The sequence below is a fragment of the Dietzia sp. SL131 genome (assembly GCF_026672565.1).
Taxonomy (GTDB): domain Bacteria; phylum Actinomycetota; class Actinomycetes; order Mycobacteriales; family Mycobacteriaceae; genus Dietzia; species Dietzia kunjamensis.
The window spans coordinates 351368-373341 of record NZ_JAPPRI010000003.1; the positions used below are offsets into that span (position 1 = coordinate 351368).

Consider the following 21974-nt stretch of genomic DNA (forward strand, 5'->3'; position numbering starts at 1 on the left):
CTGAGCCTATCGGGTGCTGCCGGCCTGCCGCTGGCGCCGCACCTTCGTCTCGTTGTTCCCGCTGCGATGTTCTCGTCGGTCTCGATGACGTGTACGTCCTTGATGCGCGCATGGTCGACGAGCACCTGGAGGTGACCGTCGAGTCCGAGCCTGGGCCTGTCGGGTGCCCCGACTGCGGCGCCGTCGGAGTAGGCCATGGCCGGCAGGTAGTGCGTCTGGTCGACATCCCCTCGTTCGGTCGCCCCGTCACGATCATCTGGCGCAAGCGCCGCTTCCTGTGCCCGGGAGCGGCGTGCGAACGCTGCACCTTCGTCGAACATCTTCCCGGCCTGGCCTCGCCGCGGCACGCCACCACGACCCGCGTAGTGGAGTGGGCGGTACAGCAGCTGCGACGAGAGCACGCCACCGTCAACGGACTGGCCCGCCAGCTCGGCACCGCGTGGCACACCGTGTGGACGCCGGTCAAGGCCGTGCTGCAGTCGCTCGCCGATGATCCGGACCGCTTCGACGGCGTCCTCACCCTCGGAGTCGATGAACACATCTGGCACCACGTCTCCCGCCGCAAACGCGGGCCGAAAGAACTGACCGGGATGGTCGACCTCACCCGCGATCGGGACGGAAAGGTGCAGGCCAGACTGCTGGATCTCGTGCCAGGCCGCTCCGGGGCAGTGCTGGCCGACTGGCTCACCGGACGCGGTGAGGGCTTCACCAGCGGTGTCGAGATCGCCGCCTTGGATCCGTTCCACGGCTACAAGCGGGCCATCGATGACGAACTCGAGGACGCCACCGCGGTGCTCGACGCTTTCCATGTCGTCAAGCTCGCTCTCGGTGCCGTGGACGAGGTCCGCCGTAGGTTGCAGCAGCAGATCTGCGGGCACCGCGGACGCAAGGGCGACCCGCTCTACGGGATCCGCACCATCATCCGCTGCGACCCGGCACGGCTGACCGAGCGGCAGTGGCGACGGTTCAATGACGCACTGGCCGCCGACCCCAGGCACGAGGAACTGTTCCTCGCCTGGCAGATCGCCCACGAACTCCGACAGGCCTACCACCATAAAGACCTGCCAGCCGGGCGCAGCGCTGCGGAGAAGATACTCGCGACCTTGCCGTCCTGCCCGATCCCAGAGATCGCCCGCCTCGGCCGCACTCTTCGCAAGTGGAAGGACTCCTTCCTCGCCTACTGGACCACCGACCGATCCAACAACGGAGGAACCGAAGCGATCAACGGCCTCATCGAACTCCACCGGCGCCTGGCCCGCGGCTACCGCAACCGCGACAACTACCGCCTGCGGATGCTCCTCATCGCCGGCGGGCTACGGACCTGACCCCACACTTAGATGCGAAGAGCCACTTTAGCGGGAACACTCCAGTCCGAGGTATCGGCGTCCTTCGGCCCATTCGTCGGTCTGCTCGGCAAGGACGGCGCCGATGAGGCGGGCGATGGCATCGCGGCCCGCGGAAGATGCCCACGACGTCGGTGCGGCGGCGGATCTCTCGGTTGAGCCGCTCGGTGGGGTTGTTGGACCAGATCTGTCGCCACACGTCGTCGGGGAACACGGTGAAGGCGAGCAGGTCCTCGCGGGCGTCGCCGAGGTGCTCAGCCACGTCGGGCAGTCTGCCTTCGGTGTACTCGAGGAGCCGGTCGAACTGCTCGTGCACCGCGGTGTCGTTGGGCTGGTCGTACACGCTGTGCAGCATCGCCTTCACGGCCGGCCACATGGACTTGGGGCACACCGCCATGAGGTTCGCCGAGTAGTGGGTGCGGCAGCGTTGCCACGCGGCTCCCGGCAGGTTCGCCGCAATCGCCCCGACCAGCCCGGCGTGGGCATCGGAGGTCACCAGCCGCACCCCGCCCAGGCCGCGGGCAACCAGGTCGGCGAAGAAGGTGTTCCACGAGGCCGTGGTCTCACTGGTGGCGACCTGTATGCCCAGTACCTCGCGGTGGCCGTCGCCGTTGACGCCGGTGGCCAGCAGCACGGAAGCCTTGACGACCTGCTTGTTCTCGCGGACCTTGATCGTCAACGCGTCGGCGGTGACGAAGGTGAACGGCCCGGCCTCGTCCAGGCGGCGGTGCCGGAACGCCGCGACCTGCTCGTCCAGGTCCTGGGCCATGCGTGAGACCTGCGACTTGGACAGCGAGTCGATACCCAGGGTCTTGACCAGCTTGTCCATCCGGCGGGTAGACACCCCGGCCAGATAGCAGTCGGCTACGACGGTGATCAGCGCGGACTCGGCCCGCTTGCGGCGCTCGAGCAGCCACTCGGGGAAGTAGCTGCCCGAGCGCAACTTCGGGACGGCGACGTCGACGGTGCCGACCCGCGTATCCAGGGGCCGGTGGCGGTAGCCATTGCGGTGGTTGGTGCGCTCAGCCGAGCGGGCGTTCCACTCGGCGCCGCACACAGCGTCGGCATCGGCGGAGAGCAGTGCGTTGATCATGGTCTCCCAGCAGCTCGCGCATCAGATCCGGCGACGCGTCAGATAGGGCTTGGCCAAGCAGGCCTGCCGGGTCGACAATATGGGGTGCGGTCATCGCGATGACTCCTCGAGGATTCTTTAGACGGTTGACTCGAAAGATCACGCGGTGGCCGCTCTACATCCGTCAACGACACGGATGTCGGAGACGATCTCGGCCACCGAGTTACACCACTCTATGGGGCACTACTAGGAACGACCCGTCCGAGACCAACCCGCTCTACAAGATGTGCGCCTGGCTGGCCGTCTCGACCTCCGGGTTCTACAACTGGCTCTCGCGCCCGACCTCGGCCACAGCTGCCCGCAGACAGGCGCTCACGGCCAGGGTGAGGCACTTCTTCGCCGCCACTGACGGCACGTACGGGTATCGGCGGATTCACGCCGACCTGGTCGACGAGGGCACCCAGTGCTCCCAGGAGTTGGTGCGTCAGATCATGCGCTCCGAGGGCCTGGTGGCCTGCCAGCCGAGACCATTTCGGGTGACCACCGAAGCCGACGACGCTGCTGCAGCCGACATGCCTGACCTGCTCGAACGCGATTTCACCGCCGAACGACCTGGGGTCAAGTTCGTCGGCGACATCACCTACATCCACACCTGGCAGGGGTTCGTGTACCTGGCGACGGTGATCGACTGCTACTCCAAGAAAGTCGTGGGCTGGTCGATCGCCGACCACATGCGCACCGAACTGGTCGAGACCGCTTTGAAGAACGCCGCCGCGACGACGGTGATCGAACCGCGGGCGATCTTCCATTCCGACCGCGGCAGCGTCTACACCTCGGGCGACTACCGCAAGCTGGTCAAGGACCTGGGGATGCGGTCGTCGATGGGCAGAACGGGCGTGTCCCTCTTAACCGGCTAATTCGATAATCATTGCTGGTCAGCGACACGCCACGAAGTAGCTAATCATCTGTGATGTGAGTCACAAGTGCTACACCTGTTTCCATGAACAGCAGACTCGGCCTTCGGATTGAACGAGATGACCACGGTTGGGTGCTGGCTGGGTCGGAGGCCTCCCGGTTCCAGCTCGTGAATGAGTATCTGCTCTATCTGCTGGATCGGAACTACTCGCCGGCGACGGTTCGAGCGTATGGGTATGACCTGCTGGCCTTTTGCCGGTGGTTGCTCGATCAGGACCTCGACCTCGCGTCGGTGATAACCAATGACCTGCTCGACTATCTCAGGGTCTGCCGGGAGGCGACGGTCCCGGGCCGGGTGGGGACGAACGTGGTGACGATGACTGGCGAGCGAGTGGACCGGTACGCGGCCACGACGATCAATCGGCGCCTGGCGGCGATCTCGGGCCTGTACTCCTTCACTGGGCTCAGGGATCCGAACGCCATCAATCCCGTCCCGCGAGGTCGCGAGGCGCGGTGGCTGGTCGCTGGGGAGAGGTCTGGGATGCTCGCCCACACCAGGAGACGTCGACAGCCCCGCTCGGCGCTGCGACTGCGGGAGGCGAGAACGTTGCCGGTGGCGTTGTCTGCGCCGGATGCGGCGGCCCTGGTCGCGAGTCTGCGGACGTGGCGAGACCGGGCGATCGCGGGACTGATGCTGTGGTGCGGCCTGCGATCTTGCGAAGTGCTGGGGCTGAACGTCACCGACGTCGACATTGGAGGGCGGTGGATCACCGTCACCGGCAAGGGCGCCAAGCAGCGTCGCGTGCCCCTGGATCCCGACGTCGGGGCAGTGATTGATGTGTATCTGCTGGCAGAACGTCCCGAATCCGATTCGGATCGGCTGTTTCTGGTGGCTAAGGGCGCCACCCGCGGGCAGGGGCTGACTCCGGCGGGCCTGCGCACGATCTTTCGGTACCACCGGGAGATCTCCGGAGTCACCGGTGGACATCCACACGCGTTGCGGCACACCTTCGGCACCGTGTTGGCCGAGGCCGGCGTCGACCTGGCGGTGATGCAGGCCCTGCTCGGGCACGCCCACGTCGATACCACTGCCCGCTACGTTCATCTGGCTCCGGTCCACGTGAAAGGGGAGTTCGATGCCGCACGTGCACGCCTTCGCAACCAGGCCCGGTGACGCCGCCGTCACCGGTTCGGGGTTGGTGGCCGAGGACCTGTTGCAGGCCTACCTCGATCGCCTCGCCGCTACGGGCCGGGGAAACGCGGTCTACGAGCGCGCCGCACGGAAGTTCTTGCGCACCTGGCCCGACCCCGAGGCCTGGGCCCAGCAGCCACTTGCCGACCGGCTCGCCGCGGGAAGTCAGACCCGCCCGCTGATCACGTACCTGATGGTTCACCAGGGCCTTCGTCCCGGCTTTGACTATCTGCTCGAACGCAAGCTGTCCTCGATCTGGAGAGAAATCCAGTCCAGCTGGCTGCAGCCGGAGATCGATCGATTTCTGTCTGCATCCGAGGACCTGGGGTTCTCACTGCGGGTGCGGCTGGCGACCGGGTCGCAGGTGCCGGTGCGGCTACTGATCCAGACTGGCCGCCCGATCACCGAGCTGACCCAAAGCGACCTCGATGCGTTCGCCGCAGCCTGCCATGAACGAGGACGGCGTACCGGGACCAGCCACAGCCACTACCTATCGGCGATCAGCACCACCCAGACGGTGCTGTACCACCTGGGCGTGGTCGACCAGCTGCCCCGCGCCGGGGGCCCGATCCCGCTGGCTGAGCGACTGGCCGAGATCACCCCATCGATCCGGGACGAAATGGTCGCCTACCTGGAGCGAAAGAAGGCAACCTGCCAGGTCAAGACCGTCTCGACCATGGCCACCCGACTCAAGCACTTCGGTGTGTTCTTGACCGGCATCGATCCTGACCTTGCCAGCGTGGCCGACCTGGATCGGCGCCACCATATCGAGCCCTGGCTGTCCTCGCTGCCCGACTCGGTCAGCGACAAGGACGGAAAACCGATCAGCAACGGCGACCGCAACCGACGCGTGATCGCCGTGATGACGTTCCTGACCGATATCACCGAGTGGGGCTGGGACGCGGCCCCCGGCAGGAAAGTGCTCTTCCGCGATGACATCCCCAAACTCCCGCAGGTGCTGCCACGGTACCTACCGATCGACGCTGATCGGCGCCTGCAACAAGCACTGACCACCCATCCCGCGAACGAGCTCGCTGCGCTGGCTCTGCGCCTGCAGCGAGCCTGTGGACTACGTATCGGCGAGCTGCTCGACCTGGAACTGGACTGCGTCCACGAGATCGACGGCAATGGCTCCTGGCTCAAGGTTCCCCTGGGCAAGATGGCCACCGAGCGGATGGTCCCACTCGATGATCAGACCCTCGAACTGATCGACAGGGTCATCCAGATTCGCTCCCACTGCCAGCCGTTGCCTCACCCGCGGTACCGGCGCCGAGCACAGTTTCTGTTCACCTACCTCGGACGCCGACTGACCCAACAGGGCGTGCGCGCCGAACTCAACCACGCCGCCGATATCGCCGGACTCGACCACATCACCTCCCACCAGCTGCGCCACACCTACGCGACCGCACTGGTCAACGCTGGCGTCTCCCTGCAAGCACTGATGGCCCTACTCGGTCACGTCAGCGCCGAGATGAGCTTGCGCTACGGCCGACTCTTCGACACCACCATCCGCGAGGAATACGAACGAGCCCTGGACCTGGCCAAACAGAACACCCCGCCCCAGAACCCGGCACCGGGCAGCCCCGGTGGCCGGATCCAAATTCCGCTGGCCGACATCACCGGCGGACGTCCCTGGCAGGACACGCCGCTGCTCAAATCGCGCATGGCAGGAGGATTCTGTCTACGAGCCCCAGCCCAGGGCGCCTGCACCTACGCCAACATTTGCGAACACTGCCCCAGCTACCGCACAGAGCCTTCATCATTGCCGATCCTGGCGGCCCAACGCATAGACGCCGAAGCACTTGCCCGCGACGCCGAAAGCCGAGGGTGGATCGACGAAGCCGACCGCCACCACAAGCTCCTGAACCGCCTCGATGCGCTCATCGCCGACACGGAAGCGGCCGCAGGATGACCGCCCGCGGCAAGATCAACCTCGTCGAACGCGCCTGCACAGACCTGGCCCGCGAAGGCCAACCGATCACGGTCGTCGCCATCGCAGCCGCCACCGGACTGAGCCGCTCGACGATCTATCGCAGCACTGAACTGCGCACCATCGTCGAGCACCACAAGCACCCCGAAACTCCGATGGCCTCGCTCACAGATGAACTCGCGACCCTGCGAACCGCGGTCAACTGCCTCGCAGAGCAAGTGCGCCGCCACGACGAGCAACTCCGCCGCATGCGCCGCTGACCGCGTTATCCGGCCAACGGCCCATCAGGCCCCCGATTAGCCGGATAATGCTGGGATAACGCGATGGCCGAGTCGTTCTTCTCGGCGCTGAAGAACGAGCGTGTCCACCGAACCGCCTACGCCACGAAGCGGCAGGCCAGGCGCGACGTCATCAGCTACATCGAGGGGTTCTACAACACCCGACGGCGCCATTCAGCGCTCGGCTACAAGCGCCCGAACGAGGTGCACTACGCTGACCTCCAGCCGGCAACGGCAGCGTAGAGAAACCATCAACTCCGCTGTCCGAAATCGACGCGGCAGGTCAGTGCGGTCGAAGAACGGACACTGTCCTGGCCTCCGAGCGACGCCTCAGAGATCGTGTTCATTTCCCGCGGTTGCTCTACTACCGGAGGCGTCTGAACGACTATCCGTGCTTGATGTCCGCCAAGGCTGGGCGCTTTGCGGTTCGTCGCACCGTCGCCTGGCGAGGATCCGGCAGTAGGCAGTTGTTCCATGCAGGGATGGCCCGGGGCACCAGAGGGCGTCGGCGAGGTCGCTACTTATCGATCGAGCGTGGCACCTCGCCGAACCGGGGGGCCCTGACGACACTCCCTCGTAAACCCCGATCGGGGAGATTTGCTCAGAGAACCATGGATCGGAAGCGTCCGCGACTCCGAGATCGAGGGGATCCGATCGGCGCGGAGGGACAACGGTGTTCCTTCTCCCGAACGGCCCACTGGACATGGGATGGGGAAGTCGGCGGACAGTGGTGCGTTGCTCGAGCCCCTGCTCGATGCCGGGCTGGACGGGAGCGCAGGGACCGCTTTTGTGGATGTAGATTCCGCCGGGACTGATGTTGGCGCCGCCTCTATCCTCGACTCCCTCTCCGCCACCAGAAGGGCGCCCGCCGAGCCGATCTCGGGCGGCAGCGTGACGGTGCCCTCGCCCTCGGCGCAGAACGCGGACTCATGATCAGCGGTCGGTGACGGCGGGCTGAACCCCCGGGACGCGCGTGGGATCGTCATTGCAGGATCGGACGAAGGCAGTCGCCGGTCCACATTTCAGCACCGAGGACGGCGAGCTCACCGGGCTAGCAATCGCATCGCACGGGGGCTGTCTCGGCCGAATCGAGGTCCAGTTCGAGGGCCATGGCGATGGTACGTGCGTATCAGCCGTGTTCCTGAGAATGACAAGGGTCAAGCCCAATTGGCCCCGCTGTGCTGTTTTGATTTGGCCCCACCCTCGTGATGGGTTGGGGGTGGGTGTGCCGGTGGTCGGCGTCCCGGTCGCGGCTCCCATTCGGATCGGGGGACTACGGGGCCGACGAGACGGGTGACCCGGATCCCGGTGACCGCGGATCGTTCTCGCCCGACGGCATCATCGGCGCCAGCGTCATGAATGAGCGCAGCGCGGTCCATGATCACGACCGGTCGGATGAACGGTCGCAGTGCAGACCACCTCGCGGTGCAACCGACACCGCGGAGAATGCTGGTTTCTCTCAGATCTCTACGTCTATCGTCGTGGCAAGTGATCGGACGAATGCCTGCACGCTCTCGAGTCGGGTCTCCCAGGAGTCGTCGAGTGCGGCTTCCAGGGCGGGCACGCCCGGTCTCCAGATCGGCAGACCTCGGTGTTCCGAAACCGTCTCTGGCCTCCCCCGGCATTTGGTGTGTCGTCGGTCGCGATGTGTCAAACGTACTTGTCACGGAAGATCGTCCGCGGTCGATCAGTGTGGTTGGGCCCAGCATGTCTGTGGTCGGCGCGCGGGAGACGCGTACAACTCAGACCGACGAGCAGATTCGCGCGCGGGACATCCCTCACGCGGTACCAGCCGATGCCGCGGAACGGGTCGCAGACGGCCGACCAGCTCTGCTTCAAGCGAGACGCCGGCACCCCGATCGAGTACCTCCCGCATGCCCGACCAGGTCGGCCGCATGGCTACAGCCCGGAAGGCTGAGATCCTCTGTCCCGAGAACTCACGAATGCACCGGTTCTTCGATTGCGGTCCGGTGCCGGTGGACCCCGGATCGTGTCGACTGCTCTCCCAGGTCGGTTACGCCGCCGGCGTGCCCAAGTGCTAGCGGCCAAGCCAATCTCCCTGTAGGCGGACACGTAATTCCCTGCTGACGGGCAGTTGATCTCCCTGTCCGTGGCCAAGGGATCGGGCCGAGTCGCCACCGTGGAACTTCCGGCATCCGGCCGTGTACTCGCGCGTCGCCCGCCCCCGGACCAAGTGGTCGGGGACCGCTGCGTAGACCCCCAACCCCTCCTGCGCAGGGACGTGCTCGCGCATCGGGCGAACAGGACCAACTTCGGCGAGGCCGCCTGCCTCGTCCTCCCCGATACACGCGAATTCGGCAAGACCCAATTGGCTGTCGCGATCGGACTCAGAGCGAACGCCGGTGGCTACCCAGTGCAGTTCGACACCGCGGACGTATGGCAGTCCGGGTTTCCTGCGACGCAGACCGAGAGCCATCTCGAATCCGAGGTGAGTGAGCTACGGCCCCGCACGTCGCTCGTCATCGACGATGTCGGCCATACCCGTTCGACACCGGTGCAGCGAAACGGCGCTGGCAGCTCGAGGCCCACCGTCACGAGCGAAGGTCGAACCCCGCCGCCTCGAAGAGGGCGCAGTGCGACTGGGGACACAGCGTCGCCGAGACGGTCTCGCCGGTCGCGGATATCGAACTTCGTCCACCATGCCGAGATCCGACCGCTCGGCGAACACTCCCACCCGGGCGGGAGGTGTCGCGACACCACGACCGCACAGACCCGCGACCAGTGGGGGTGGGGTCAGTAGCCGCCCGCTACGTAGGTGGCGTTACGCGTCCGCCTTTGACACCCCGTCCCGAGCGGGGGGTCGGGCGCCACGGATTACACCGGTTCCCGATTGGGACTCCTCCTTGGGCGCGGGGCCCAGTGTGGTCATCTCGGCTGGCTTGTTCACCTAGCGAGGCCGTTCCGACGAGAGCCCTCCAGTATCCACGCAGCAGGACGACGGTGAAGGGTCCGTTGGAAGGGGCCAGCATCGCCCCTCCGCCGAACGAGCCGTATTCCACCGGGCGGGCTGGGTTCTTTAGAAACCGCCGGCCACCGCCCGGTCGGGCGTACATCGTGACATCCGCAGGGCAGGCGACACGCCGATGGACTCGGCGGGCGATACAGCGGGTCTTACTCGAGAGCCCGCAGTGGCGGCAGTAGCGCGATCCCAACGGCGCCCCGGACGGACCGACGCGGCTCGATGCAGTGAAAAAGAGACCTACCTGCGGAAACAGGCCCGATTTGGTTTCGTCGACACTCCCGTGTAACTTTATCGGAGCCGCCAGGGAGCGGGCCGGAGCCGAGAGGCGAGGGCCTGGTTCGGGTGGTGGGAAAGTGCGGGTGTCCGGTTCTCCTGGTTTGACTGGGGCGGGCGGGTCACCTACGCTGGAGAAGTTGCCCCGAGCGGGTGGCGGATTGCAGTGACTACCCCGCGAGCTGGTTGTCTTCGGATGACTGGGGAGTGGTGTGTGGGTGTTGTTTGAGAACTCAACAGTGTGTTTTGTTTGTGATAGTGCCAAATTTTTTGTTTGGTTGCGACCCTTTCACATCCCTGTCGTGGGGGTCGCGTTTTTGTTTGAACAGCCAGTTTTTGGTTTGTTTTTGCTTGGATTGTGCTTTTCGTAGTGCTGAGAAGCTTTTATGGAGAGTTTGATCCTGGCTCAGGACGAACGCTGGCGGCGTGCTTAACACATGCAAGTCGAACGGTAAGGCCCCTTCGGGGGTACACGAGTGGCGAACGGGTGAGTAACACGTGGGTAATCTGCCCTGCACTTCGGGATAAGCCTGGGAAACTGGGTCTAATACCGGATATGAACTCCTGCCGCATGGTGGGGGTTGGAAAGTTTTTCGGTGCAGGATGAGCCCGCGGCCTATCAGCTTGTTGGTGGGGTAATGGCCTACCAAGGCGACGACGGGTAGCCGGCCTGAGAGGGTGATCGGCCACACTGGGACTGAGACACGGCCCAGACTCCTACGGGAGGCAGCAGTGGGGAATATTGCACAATGGGCGAAAGCCTGATGCAGCGACGCCGCGTGGGGGATGACGGTCTTCGGATTGTAAACCCCTTTCAGTAGGGACGAAGCGCAAGTGACGGTACCTGCAGAAGAAGCACCGGCTAACTACGTGCCAGCAGCCGCGGTAATACGTAGGGTGCGAGCGTTGTCCGGAATTACTGGGCGTAAAGAGCTCGTAGGCGGTTTGTCACGTCGTCTGTGAAATCCCTCGGCTTAACCGGGGGCGTGCAGGCGATACGGGCAGACTTGAGTACTACAGGGGAGACTGGAATTCCTGGTGTAGCGGTGAAATGCGCAGATATCAGGAGGAACACCGGTGGCGAAGGCGGGTCTCTGGGTAGTAACTGACGCTGAGGAGCGAAAGCATGGGTAGCGAACAGGATTAGATACCCTGGTAGTCCATGCCGTAAACGGTGGGCGCTAGGTGTGGGGTCCTTCCACGGACTCCGTGCCGTAGCTAACGCATTAAGCGCCCCGCCTGGGGAGTACGGCCGCAAGGCTAAAACTCAAAGGAATTGACGGGGGCCCGCACAAGCGGCGGAGCATGTGGATTAATTCGATGCAACGCGAAGAACCTTACCTAGGCTTGACATATACAGGACGACGGCAGAGATGTCGTTTCCCTTGTGGCTTGTATACAGGTGGTGCATGGTTGTCGTCAGCTCGTGTCGTGAGATGTTGGGTTAAGTCCCGCAACGAGCGCAACCCCTGTCTCATGTTGCCAGCACGTAATGGTGGGGACTCGTGAGAGACTGCCGGGGTCAACTCGGAGGAAGGTGGGGATGACGTCAAATCATCATGCCCCTTATGTCTAGGGCTTCACACATGCTACAATGGCTAGTACAGAGGGCTGCGATACCGCGAGGTGGAGCGAATCCCTTAAAGCTGGTCTCAGTTCGGATTGGGGTCTGCAACTCGACCCCATGAAGTCGGAGTCGCTAGTAATCGCAGATCAGCAACGCTGCGGTGAATACGTTCCCGGGCCTTGTACACACCGCCCGTCACGTCATGAAAGTCGGTAACACCCGAAGCCGGTGGCCTAACCCTTGTGGAGGGAGCCGTCGAAGGTGGGATCGGCGATTGGGACGAAGTCGTAACAAGGTAGCCGTACCGGAAGGTGCGGCTGGATCACCTCCTTTCTAAGGAGCACTCACCACGCTTTGGTGTGGTCAGAGTTTGCGCAGGGTTCGCGTCCGAATGTGGCGCGCTCTGTGGCTCATTGGGTGGAACACTATCGCGCAGGACTCGCCGTGATCGGCGGTATCAGATTGCAGGATCTGGTGCCGGCGTTAGCGTGGTCCGGACGAAACACACTGTTGGGTGTCTGAAACAACACCATCGGGCCTTCGGGTTTGGTTGTTTCTGATGGCACTGATTCCCGAGACATTTGATGCGCCATACGTGGCCGGGGTGTGGGTGGGGTTGGTGTGTGTTGTTTGAGAACTGCACAGTGGACGCGAGCATCTTTAATTGTTTGTGAATGTAAGTGTGTAAGAGCACACGGTGGATGCCTTGGCACCAAGAGCCGATGAAGGACGTAGTAGGCTGCGATAAGCCTCGGGGAGCTGCCAAACGAGCTGTGATCCGAGGGTGTCCGAATGGGGAAACCCAGCACGCGTGATGGCGTGTTACCCGCATCTGAATACATAGGGTGTGTGGAGGGAACGCGGGGAAGTGAAACATCTCAGTACCCGCAGGAAGAGAAAACAATAGTGATTCCGTCAGTAGCGGCGAGCGAACGCGGATCAGGCTAAACCGCATGCGTGTGATACCCGGCAGGGGTTGCGTGTGTGGTGTTGTGGGGCATGATGTCCCGGTTCTGCCGGACCGGGCGCTGATTGATCGCGGGTTAGGGGAACGACTTGGAAGGGTCGGCCGGAGAGGGTGAGAGTCCCGTACCTGAAAACCTTGCGGCGGGGCGATTTGTGTTCCCAAGTAGCAGCGGGCCCGTGAAATCTGCTGTGAATCTGCCGGGACCACCCGGTAAGCCTAAATACTTCTTGGTGACCGATAGCGGATTAGTACCGTGAGGGAATGGTGAAAAGTACCCCGGGAGGGGAGTGAAATAGTACCTGAAACCGTGTGCTTACAATCCGTCAGAGGCTTGAGGGCTGATGGCGTGCCTTTTGAAGAATGAGCCTGCGAGTTAGTGGTATGTCGCGAGGTTAACCCGTGTGGGGAAGCCGTAGCGAAAGCGAGTCCTAATAGGGCGACTGTAGTGGCATGCTCTAGACCCGAAGCGGAGTGATCTACCCATGGCCAGTGTGAAGCGACGGTAAGACGTCGTGGAGGCGCGAACCCACTTAGGTTGAAAACTGAGGGGATGAGTTGTGGGTAGGGGTGAAAGGCCAATCAAACTCCGTGATAGCTGGTTCTCCCCGAAATGCATTTAGGTGCAGCGTCGCATGTTTCACCTCGGAGGTAGAGCTACTGGATGGCCGATGGGCCCTACAAGGTTACTGACGTCAGCCAAACTCCGAATGCCGAGGTGTGAGAGTGCGGCAGTGAGACTGTGGGGGATAAGCTTCATAGTCGAGAGGGAAACAGCCCAGATCGCCGGCTAAGGCCCCTAAGCGTGTACTAAGTGGAAAAGGATGTGGGATCGCTGAGACAGCCAGGAGGTTGGCTTAGAAGCAGCCACCCTTGAAAGAGTGCGTAATAGCTCACTGGTCAAGTGGTCCTGCGCCGACAATTTAGCGGGGCTCAAGTACACCGCCGAAGCCGCGGCATTCATACAATAACCTCCTCCGGGCAGGTGTATGGATGGGTAGGGGAGCGTCGTGTGGCCATAGAAGCGTCGGAGTGATCCAGGCGTGGAGGCCACACGAGTGAGAATGCAGGCATGAGTAGCGAATGACGAGTGAGAAACTCGTCCGCCGAATGATCAAGGGTTCCTGGGTCAAGCTAATCTGCCCAGGGTGAGTCGGGACCTAAGGCGAGGCCGACAGGCGTAGTCGATGGACAACGGGTTGATATTCCCGTACCCGTGTGTGCGCGCCCATGGTGAATCAGTGATACTAACCGCCCTGAACGTCCTAGAGCATCCTTCGGGATGACGTGGACCGGATGCGCGGGACCTGAACTGGTAGTAGCCAAGCGATGGGGTGACGCAGGAAGGTAGCTGGGCCAGTCAGTGGTTGTACTGGTGTAAGAGTGTAGGCCGTGACATAGGCAAATCCGTGTCACATCAAGGCTGAGACTTGATGCATACCCGTTGTGGGGAATTCAGTGATCCTATGCTGCCGAGAAAAGCCTCTAGTGAGTTCATACACGGCCCGTACCCCAAACCGACACAGGTGATCAGGTAGAGAATACCAAGGCGATCGAGAGAACTGTGGTTAAGGAACTCGGCAAAATGCCCCCGTAACTTCGGGAGAAGGGGGACCACGCCCGGTGACGATCCTTGCGATCTGAGCTGGGGGTGGTCGCAGAGACCAGAGAGAAGCGACTGTTTACTAAAAACACAGGTCCGTGCGAAGACGTAAGTCGATGTATACGGACTGACGCCTGCCCGGTGCTGGAAGGTTAAGAGGACCGGTTAGCCGCAAGGCGAAGCTGAGAATTTAAGCCCCAGTAAACGGCGGTGGTAACTATAACCATCCTAAGGTAGCGAAATTCCTTGTCGGGTAAGTTCCGACCTGCACGAATGGCGTAACGACTTCTCTGCTGTCTCGACCACAGACTCGGCGAAATTGCACTACGAGTAAAGATGCTCGTTACGCGCGGCAGGACGAAAAGACCCCGGGACCTTTACTATAGCTTGGTATTGGCGTTCGATTCGGTTTGTGTAGGATAGGTGGGAGACTGTGAAGCATGCACGCCAGTGTGTGTGGAGTCGTTGTTGAAATACCACTCTGATCGTATTGGACGTCTAACCTCGGCCCATGATCTGGGTTAGGGACAGTGCCTGGTGGGTAGTTTAACTGGGGCGGTTGCCTCCTAAAGAGTAACGGAGGCGCCCAAAGGTTCCCTCAGCCTGGATGGCAATCAGGTGTTGAGTGCAAGTGCACAAGGGAGCTTGACTGTGAGACTGACACGTCGAGCAGGGACGAAAGTCGGGACTAGTGATCCGGCACCGGCAAGTGGAAGCGGTGTCGCTCAACGGATAAAAGGTACCCCGGGGATAACAGGCTGATCTTCCCCAAGAGTCCATATCGACGGGATGGTTTGGCACCTCGATGTCGGCTCGTCGCATCCTGGGGCTGGAGTAGGTCCCAAGGGTTGGGCTGTTCGCCCATTAAAGCGGCACGCGAGCTGGGTTTAGAACGTCGTGAGACAGTTCGGTCTCTATCCGCCGCGCGCGTAAGAAACTTGAGGAAGGCTGTCCCTAGTACGAGAGGACCGGGACGGACGAACCTCTGGTGTGCCAGTTGTTCCACCAGGAGCATCGCTGGTTAGCTACGTTCGGAAGGGATAACCGCTGAAAGCATCTAAGCGGGAAGCCTGTTCCAAGATGAGGTTTCTCACCACCTTCGCGTGGTTAAGGCCCCCCACAGACCATGGGGTTGATAGGCCGGAACTGGAAGCGCAGCAATGCGTGCAGGTGACCGGTACTAATCGGCCGAGGGCTTACACACAAACAGCCCCTAAAGAATCGCAACGCGTCCACTGTGCAGTATCTGAAACAACACACCCACGCAAAAACACGTGGGCCTTGTTTCACAGAGTTACGGCGGCCATAGCGGCAGGGAAACGCCCGGTCCCATTCCGAACCCGGAAGCTAAGCCTGCCAGCGCCGATGGTACTGCACTCGTGAGGGTGTGGGAGAGTAGGTCACCGCCGAACACAACTTCACACGAGAGCCCCGAATCACCCTCACCGGTGACTCGGGGCTCTCGTCATTCCACCCACAACACCCCGACCGCCGGCAGCACCCATCACCCGACGCGCCAACAACGAACCCCGCAACTGCTCCACACCCACCACCTCACCACCGGGACCCGACAACGGCACCCTCCAATTCGGATACTCATCCGACGTCCCCGGAACATTCACCGCACGGCGATCACCCACGAGATCCGCCACCGACACGGCGAACAACAGCGACGGCGACTCGGCCACGAATCGATGCAGTGCCACGACCAGATCATCGGGGGAGTCCCCGTCGAGCAGGCCACGCTCCCGCACGACAGCAGTGAAGGCCGAGATCTCGGCCTCGGCACCACGACGTTCCTCGGCGCTGTCGCCCGTCAACTGTCCCAACTCCTCGCGGATATCCACATGGACGAGGTCGGCGTAGCCGGCGGTCGGCGGGAGATCATGGGTCGTCACCGACGCCATACACAGCCGTCGATAGTCCTCAGGCGGGATCGGGGCGTCCTCGTCCTGCTCGAACCACATCACGGACGTGCCCAGGATCCCGAGCTCGGACAGCGTCTCGCGGACCCCCGGAGCCACCGTTCCCAGGTCCTCGCCCACCACGACCGCGCCGGCCCGTGACGCCTCGAGTGCGAGAACTCCGAGCATCGCCTCGTGGTCATAGTGGACATATGTGCCCTCGGTCGGAGCCGCGCCCCGGGGAATCCACCACAGCCGGAACAGGCCGAGGATGTGATCGATCCGGACGCCGCCTGAATCCCGCAATGCCGCGCGGACGATGTCGCGGAAGGGACGGTAGCCCTCCTCGGCGAGGGCGTCCGGACGGAGCGGCGGCTGCGACCAGTCCTGACCGCGTTGGTTATAGGCGTCCGGGGGAGCACCCACCGAGACCCCACGGGCCAGTGAATGGTGGAGCGACCACGCATCGGCGCCCGTGGGATGGACCCCCACCGCCAGATCGTGCAGGACCCCGAGACGCATCCCCGCGGCAAGGGCCTCGCGCTGGGCGTGCGCCCGCTGCTCCGCGACCAACCACTGCAACCACAGGTGGAAACGGATCTCTTCCGGATTCTCGTCGGCGTAACCCGCGACGGCCTCCGAGCCCGGATCCCGGAGTTCCTCCGGCCAGGTGGACCAGTCGGGGCCGTGGTCACCGGCCAGCGCGGACCACGTGGCGAAGCCCAGAATCCCGGGCTGCTCATCGACGAACCGGTCGAACGAGTCGGCCCGGGCGCGAGCCAGCGGGACCATGAACAGGATGCGCAACGCCTCGAGCTTCGCGGTCCACGAACTGTCGCGATCGATCGTGTCCACAGTGTTGGTCGCAGCCGCGGTGCGGGCCAGGTCATCCACGCGACGGCGGTCGGCGACTGACAGGGCGGAGTACTCCGGCACGAGCTCGGGGCGCAGGTACAGGGGGGAGGCGAACCGGCGGGTCGTCGGGAGATAGGGCGACGGACCGACCGGCACGAACGGCTCACCCGCATGCATGGGGTTGACCAGGACGAAGTCCGCGCCGAAGTCGCGGCTCGCCCACCCGGCGAGGTCCCCGAGGTCGGCCAGATCGCCGACGCCCCAGGATTGTTCCGACCGGACCTGATAGATCTGTGCCGCCAACCCGACTGCACGGTGCTCCTCGAGTCCGGCGGGCACGGGGATCGCGCGGGGATGGACTAGCAGGGTGCACTCACTGGAGTGGCGGGTGCCGTCCGGGGCTCGGACCACTGCGGTGACGCGATGCCATCCGACGGGCAGATCATCGGGGACCGCCAGAGTGACCCGCTCCATCGCCACCCCGTCGACATCCCGGGCGATCCGGGGTTCGTCGAGGGGGAGCAACGTCGACGGCACGTCGGCGTCCTCGAGAAGGACCTCGACATTCACGATCGCGCCGCGCGGGACGTGGACCGGGCACCCGATGGCGGTGCCCTCACGCGCCACCAGCGTCGGTGGCAGCACACGTCGCCAGGGGCGCAGACGAACAGCACCGAGTGCCTCACGTTCGGAGACGCCGCCCTCGTCGTCGTCGTCGCCGCCGACCTCGACGCCCATCGCGGCGAGCACCGCGCGCAGGGTCGAGGCCGGGACCTCGCGACGGACGCCGTCGGCGTCCTCGTAACTCGATGCGACGCCGCAGACATCGGCGAGCTCGGCCAGGGCAGGGGATACGGCGTGGTTCTCGGTCACGGGACCCACTGTGCCACCGGAGCGAGCCCAGTGAGTCTCGTGCAGAAACGGACCGCAGTCCGAACCGTCCGGTGGGCACAGCGTAGTGTGAAGCGGAACACGTATCAGCTCGCTCAGAGAAAGGCCGTGGACCACCCATGACCGAGGCATTCATCTACGACGCCATCCGGACTCCGCGAGGCAAGGGCAAGCCTGGCGGCGCTCTGCACGGGGTCAAGCCGATCGACCTGGTCGTCGGCCTCATCGAGGAGATGCGGCGTCGCTTCCCCGATCTCGACGAGAACCGGATCTCCGACATCATCTACGGGATCGTCACCCCGACGGGGGATCAGGGCATGGACCTGCCGCGGATCGCCGCGCTGGCCGCCAAGATGCCCGACACCGTCGCGGGTGTGCAGATCAACCGTTTCTGTGCCTCCGGTCTGACCACGATCAACATGGCAGCGCAGAAGATCCGCTCCGGGTGGGACGAGGTCGTCCTCGCCGGTGGTGTCGAGTCGATGTCCCGGGCGCCGATGGGCTCCGACGGCGGCGCCTGGGCTCTGGACCCGGCCACCAACTACGACACCTACTTCTCCCCGCAGGGGATCGGCGCCGACCTCATCGCCACCCTCGAGGGGTTCACCCGCGAGGACGTGGACCGCTACGCCGAGCGCTCGCAGCGCCTGGCCGCCCGCGCATGGGAAGAGGGGCGCTTCGCCAAGTCCGTCGTGCCCGTCAAGGACATCAACGGCGTCACCATCCTCGACCATGATGAGCACATGCGCCCGGGCACCACCGTCGAGGCCCTGGCCAAGCTCAAGCCGTCCTTCGCCATGGTCGGCGACATGGGCGGATTCGACGCGGTGGCACTGCAGAAGTACCACTGGGTCGAGGAGATCAACCACGTCCACCACGGTGGCAACTCGTCCGGCATCGTCGACGGCGCCGCACTCGTGGTCGTCGGATCGGAGAAGGCCGGGCAGGAGATGGGCATGACCCCGCGCGCCCGCGTCGTCGCCGCGGCCACCTCCGGTGCCGACACCACCATCATGCTGACCGGGCCCACCCCGGCGGCCAAGAAGGCGCTCGCCACCGCCGGCCTGACCCCCGATGACATCGACCTGTGGGAGCTCAACGAGGCCTTCGCCTCCGTCGTGCTGCGCTTCCAGAAGGACATGAACATCCCCGACGAGAAGCTCAACGTCAACGGCGGCGCCATCGCCATGGGGCACCCGCTCGGCGCGACCGGCGCGATGATCACCGGCACGGTGCTCGACGAGCTCGAGCGCACCGGCGGCAAACGAGCCCTCATCACCCTCTGCGTGGGTGGCGGCATGGGCGTGGCCACCATCATCGAACGCGTCTGACCCGCACCGACACCACAGGCATAGGAGTAGAAAACCAGTGAGCGAAAACATGTTCCGGTGGGAGCAGGACGGCGACGGCATCGTCACCCTCACCATGGACGACCCCGACCACGGCGCCAACACGATGAACGCCCGGTTCATCGACGACTTCTCCGCCACCGTCGACCGCATCGAGGCCGAGAAGGAGTCCATCAAGGGCGTTGTGCTGACGTCCGCCAAGAAGAGCTTCTTCGGCGGCGGCGACCTCAAGTCCATGATCAAGGCCGGTCCCGACCAGGCCGACGAGCTCTTCGAGCGGTCCATGAGCATCAAGGGCCGCATGCGCGCTCTTGAAACCTGCGGCGTTCCGGTCGTGGCCGCCCTCAACGGCGCGGCCCTGGGCGGTGGCCTCGAGCTCGCGCTCGCCTGCCACCACCGCGTCATGGCCGACGCCCGCGGCGCCAAGGTCGGCCTGCCCGAGGTCACCCTCGGGCTGCTGCCGGGCGGCGGCGGCATCGTCCGCACCGTCCGCATGTTCGGCCTCGCGCAGGCCGTGCCCAACATTCTCATGTCCGGCCGGTCCTTCGCCCCGGACAAGGCTCTCAAGGCCGGCCTGGTCGACGAGGTCGTCGAGCCCGAGAAGCTCCTCGACGCAGCCAAGGCCTGGATCAAGACCGACCCCGAGGCGAGCCAGCCGTGGGACCGCAAGGGCTGGACCCTGCCCGGCGGCACCATCAGTGACCCGGCGCTGGCCGGCGTCCTGCCGTCGTTCCCGGCGAACATGCGCAAGCAGACCAAGGGCGCACCCTCCCCGGCACCGCGCGCCATCATGGCCGCCGCCGTAGAGGGCTCGCAGGTCGACTTCGCCACCGCCGAGAAGATCGAAGCACGCTACTTCGTGTCCCTCGTCACCGGCCCCATCGCGAAGAACATGATCCAGGCGTTCTTCTTCGACATGCAGCACTGCTCCTCGGGCGGGGCCCGGCCCAAGGCCGCCGACGGCTCGGAGATCCCGCGCACCCAGTTCACGAAGGTCGGTGTCCTCGGCGCCGGCATGATGGGCGCCGGCATCGCGTACGTGTGCGCGAAGGCCGGCATCGAGGTCGTGCTCAAGGACGTCGAGCAGGCCTCCGCCGACAAGGGCAAGGCGTACTCGGAGAGCATCGAGGCCAAGGCCCTCGAGCGCGGTCGCACCACGCAGGAGAAGTCCGACGCCCTGCTCGCCCGCATCACCCCCACGACAGACCCGCAGGCCCTGGCGGGGTGCGACCTCGTGATCGAGGCCGTCTTCGAGTCGCCCGAGCTGAAGAAGAAGGTGTTCCAGGAGATCGAGGACATCGTCGCCCCCGACGCGCTGCTCGGCTCCAACACCTCGACCCTGCCGATCACCGACCTCGCCACGGGCGTCAAGCGGCCCGAGGACTTCATCGGCCTGCACTTCTTCTCGCCCGTCGACAAGATGCAGCTGGTCGAGATCATCAAGGGTGACAAGACCACCCCGGAGACGCTGGCCAAGGCGATCGACCTCACGCTGGCCATTCGCAAGATCCCGATCGTGGTCAACGACTCGCGTGGCTTCTACACCTCACGGGTCATCGGCACGTTCGTCAACGAGGCGATCGGGATGCTGGCCGAGGGCATCGAGCCCGCCACCATCGAGCAGGCCGGCCGCATCGCCGGCTACCCGGCGGCCCCGCTGCAGCTGTCCGACGAGCTGAACCTCAACCTCATGGTCAAGATCCGTCAGGCGACCCGCGACGCCGCAGAGGCCGCTGGTGAGGAGTTCGTCCCCGACGCCGTCGACCAGGTGATCCTCAAGATGGTCGAAGAGCTCGAGCGTTCCGGCCGCGCCGCCGGCGCCGGGTTCTACGAGTACGCCGACGGCAAGCGCGCCGGATTGTGGTCGGGTCTCCGCGAGGCGTTCAACACCTCCCCGGACAACGCACCCCCGCTCCAGGATCTCATCGATCGCATGATCTTCGCAGAGGTCCTCGAGACGCAGAAGTGCGTCGACGAGGGCGTGATCGTCGACGACGCGGACGCCAATATCGGCTCCATAATCGGCATCGGATTCCCGGCGTGGACCGGCGGCACCCGCCAGTACGCCAAGAACTACTCCGAGCCGGGGGCCAAGATCGCCACCGGGTACAAGGGCTTCGTCACCCGTGCCGACGAGCTGGCCGCCAAGTACGGTGAGCGCTTCTCGCCCACCGAGTCGCTGAAGAAGCTGGCAGCCGAGCAGGGCTGACCTCCTCCCACACGGCCCGTACGGCGGTCGTCCCGGGGATACCGGGGCGGCCGCCGTACGAGCATCCCGGCGCGTGCGAACGCCTCTCGGTGTCGCGGAACGTGTGCACCACCTCGCGCGGGAGGGCGTTCGGGGCCGTTGTCCCCATGGCCGATTCGCAGAAAGGGAACGCGAGATGTCTGGGCTGATCACAGCGGACGATCTGCACAGTGGATATCGGATCCGACTCGGGGAGATGACCCTCTCGGAGGAGGAGATCGTCGACTTCGCGTCCGAGTGGGATCCCCAGTGGTTCCACACGGACCCGGCCGCCGCTGCGACCGGGCACCACGGAGGCGTGATCGCCAGCGGCATCCACACCCTGGCGATCCTCCAGAAGCTCAGCGTGGAGGCGTTCTACTCACGGTCGGCCGTGATCGCCGGGCGCGGATTCGACCGCCTGCGCTTCACCGCCCCGGTGCGTCCGGGCGCCACGCTGAGTGGCACGGCCACCGTGACCGAGGTGAGCCTCGACGAGGCGAGGGGGCGGGTTGGGATGGACATCGAGATGCACGATCAGGACGCGCGGACCGTCCTCACCGCCACGATGACGGTGTTCCTGTGGCGCCGCGGCCACGGTGGCGCCGCCGGCGGGTGACGGCGGGGC

Annotated in this window: 8 protein-coding genes, 3 rRNA genes and 3 pseudogenes; 12 read left to right on the top strand and 2 right to left on the bottom strand. The window is 64.4% G+C overall.

Translation table 11 applies throughout. The annotated features are described in order from the left end of the window. Positions 1 to 89 precede the first annotated feature (89 nt). Positions 90 to 1325, top strand: coding sequence for an ISL3 family transposase (locus OVA21_RS02375; RefSeq protein ID WP_205475939.1), 1236 nt, complete (start codon positions 90 to 92; stop codon positions 1323 to 1325). A 39-nt stretch (positions 1326 to 1364) separates the two neighbouring features. Here OVA21_RS02375 and OVA21_RS02380 read toward each other — a convergent pair. After that, a pseudogene (locus tag OVA21_RS02380) lies at positions 1365 to 2530 on the bottom strand (IS256 family transposase); the annotation flags it as partial. 160 nt (positions 2531 to 2690) lie between these two features. Between OVA21_RS02380 and OVA21_RS02385 the strand changes: the two are divergent. From OVA21_RS02385 to rrf, 8 genes and pseudogenes are all read left to right on the top strand, one after another. After that, positions 2691 to 3314 (top strand): annotated as a pseudogene (locus tag OVA21_RS02385) (IS3 family transposase); the annotation flags it as partial. A gap of 101 nt (positions 3315 to 3415) precedes the next feature. After that, positions 3416 to 4504: a tyrosine-type recombinase/integrase gene (locus tag OVA21_RS02390; protein WP_096906459.1), complete on the top strand. Its 1089-nt coding sequence runs from the start codon at positions 3416 to 3418 to the stop codon at positions 4502 to 4504. Further along, positions 4467 to 6434, top strand: coding sequence for a tyrosine-type recombinase/integrase (locus tag OVA21_RS02395; protein ID WP_007632370.1), 1968 nt, complete (start codon positions 4467 to 4469; stop codon positions 6432 to 6434). The genes OVA21_RS02390 and OVA21_RS02395 overlap by 38 nt, the downstream gene beginning before the upstream one ends. Further along, a complete protein-coding gene (locus OVA21_RS02400; RefSeq protein WP_007632371.1) occupies positions 6431 to 6712 on the top strand; it encodes a DUF6262 family protein in 282 nt (93 codons plus the stop codon). The genes OVA21_RS02395 and OVA21_RS02400 overlap by 4 nt, the downstream gene beginning before the upstream one ends. A gap of 48 nt (positions 6713 to 6760) precedes the next feature. Then, positions 6761 to 6973: pseudogene (locus tag OVA21_RS02405) on the top strand (integrase core domain-containing protein); the annotation flags it as partial. 3396 nt (positions 6974 to 10369) lie between these two features. Next, a 16S ribosomal RNA gene (locus tag OVA21_RS02410) occupies positions 10370 to 11886 on the top strand. Positions 11887 to 12227: 341 nt separating this feature from the next. Beyond that, positions 12228 to 15324 (top strand): 23S ribosomal RNA (locus OVA21_RS02415). A 91-nt stretch (positions 15325 to 15415) separates the two neighbouring features. Next, a 5S ribosomal RNA gene (gene rrf / locus OVA21_RS02420) occupies positions 15416 to 15532 on the top strand. Together the 16S, 23S and 5S rRNA genes form the textbook arrangement of a ribosomal RNA operon. A gap of 30 nt (positions 15533 to 15562) precedes the next feature. Here rrf and malQ read toward each other — a convergent pair. After that, positions 15563 to 17752 carry a 4-alpha-glucanotransferase gene (gene malQ, locus OVA21_RS02425; protein WP_205475865.1) on the bottom strand — a complete coding sequence of 730 codons (2190 nt, stop codon included), beginning with the start codon at positions 17750 to 17752 and terminating at the stop codon, positions 15563 to 15565. A gap of 137 nt (positions 17753 to 17889) precedes the next feature. On the opposite strand from malQ, the gene OVA21_RS02430 reads away from it, so the two are divergent. The 3 genes from OVA21_RS02430 to OVA21_RS02440 all read left to right on the top strand — a co-directional run bounded on the left by OVA21_RS02430 (position 17890) and on the right by OVA21_RS02440 (position 21965). Further along, positions 17890 to 19101: an acetyl-CoA C-acetyltransferase gene (locus OVA21_RS02430; protein WP_096905959.1), complete on the top strand. Its 1212-nt coding sequence runs from the start codon at positions 17890 to 17892 to the stop codon at positions 19099 to 19101. Positions 19102 to 19138: 37 nt separating this feature from the next. Next, a complete protein-coding gene (locus OVA21_RS02435; protein ID WP_132063576.1) occupies positions 19139 to 21328 on the top strand; it encodes a 3-hydroxyacyl-CoA dehydrogenase NAD-binding domain-containing protein in 2190 nt (729 codons plus the stop codon). A 175-nt stretch (positions 21329 to 21503) separates the two neighbouring features. Then, a complete protein-coding gene (locus tag OVA21_RS02440; protein WP_119193401.1) occupies positions 21504 to 21965 on the top strand; it encodes a MaoC/PaaZ C-terminal domain-containing protein in 462 nt (153 codons plus the stop codon). Positions 21966 to 21974: the final 9 nt, after the last annotated feature.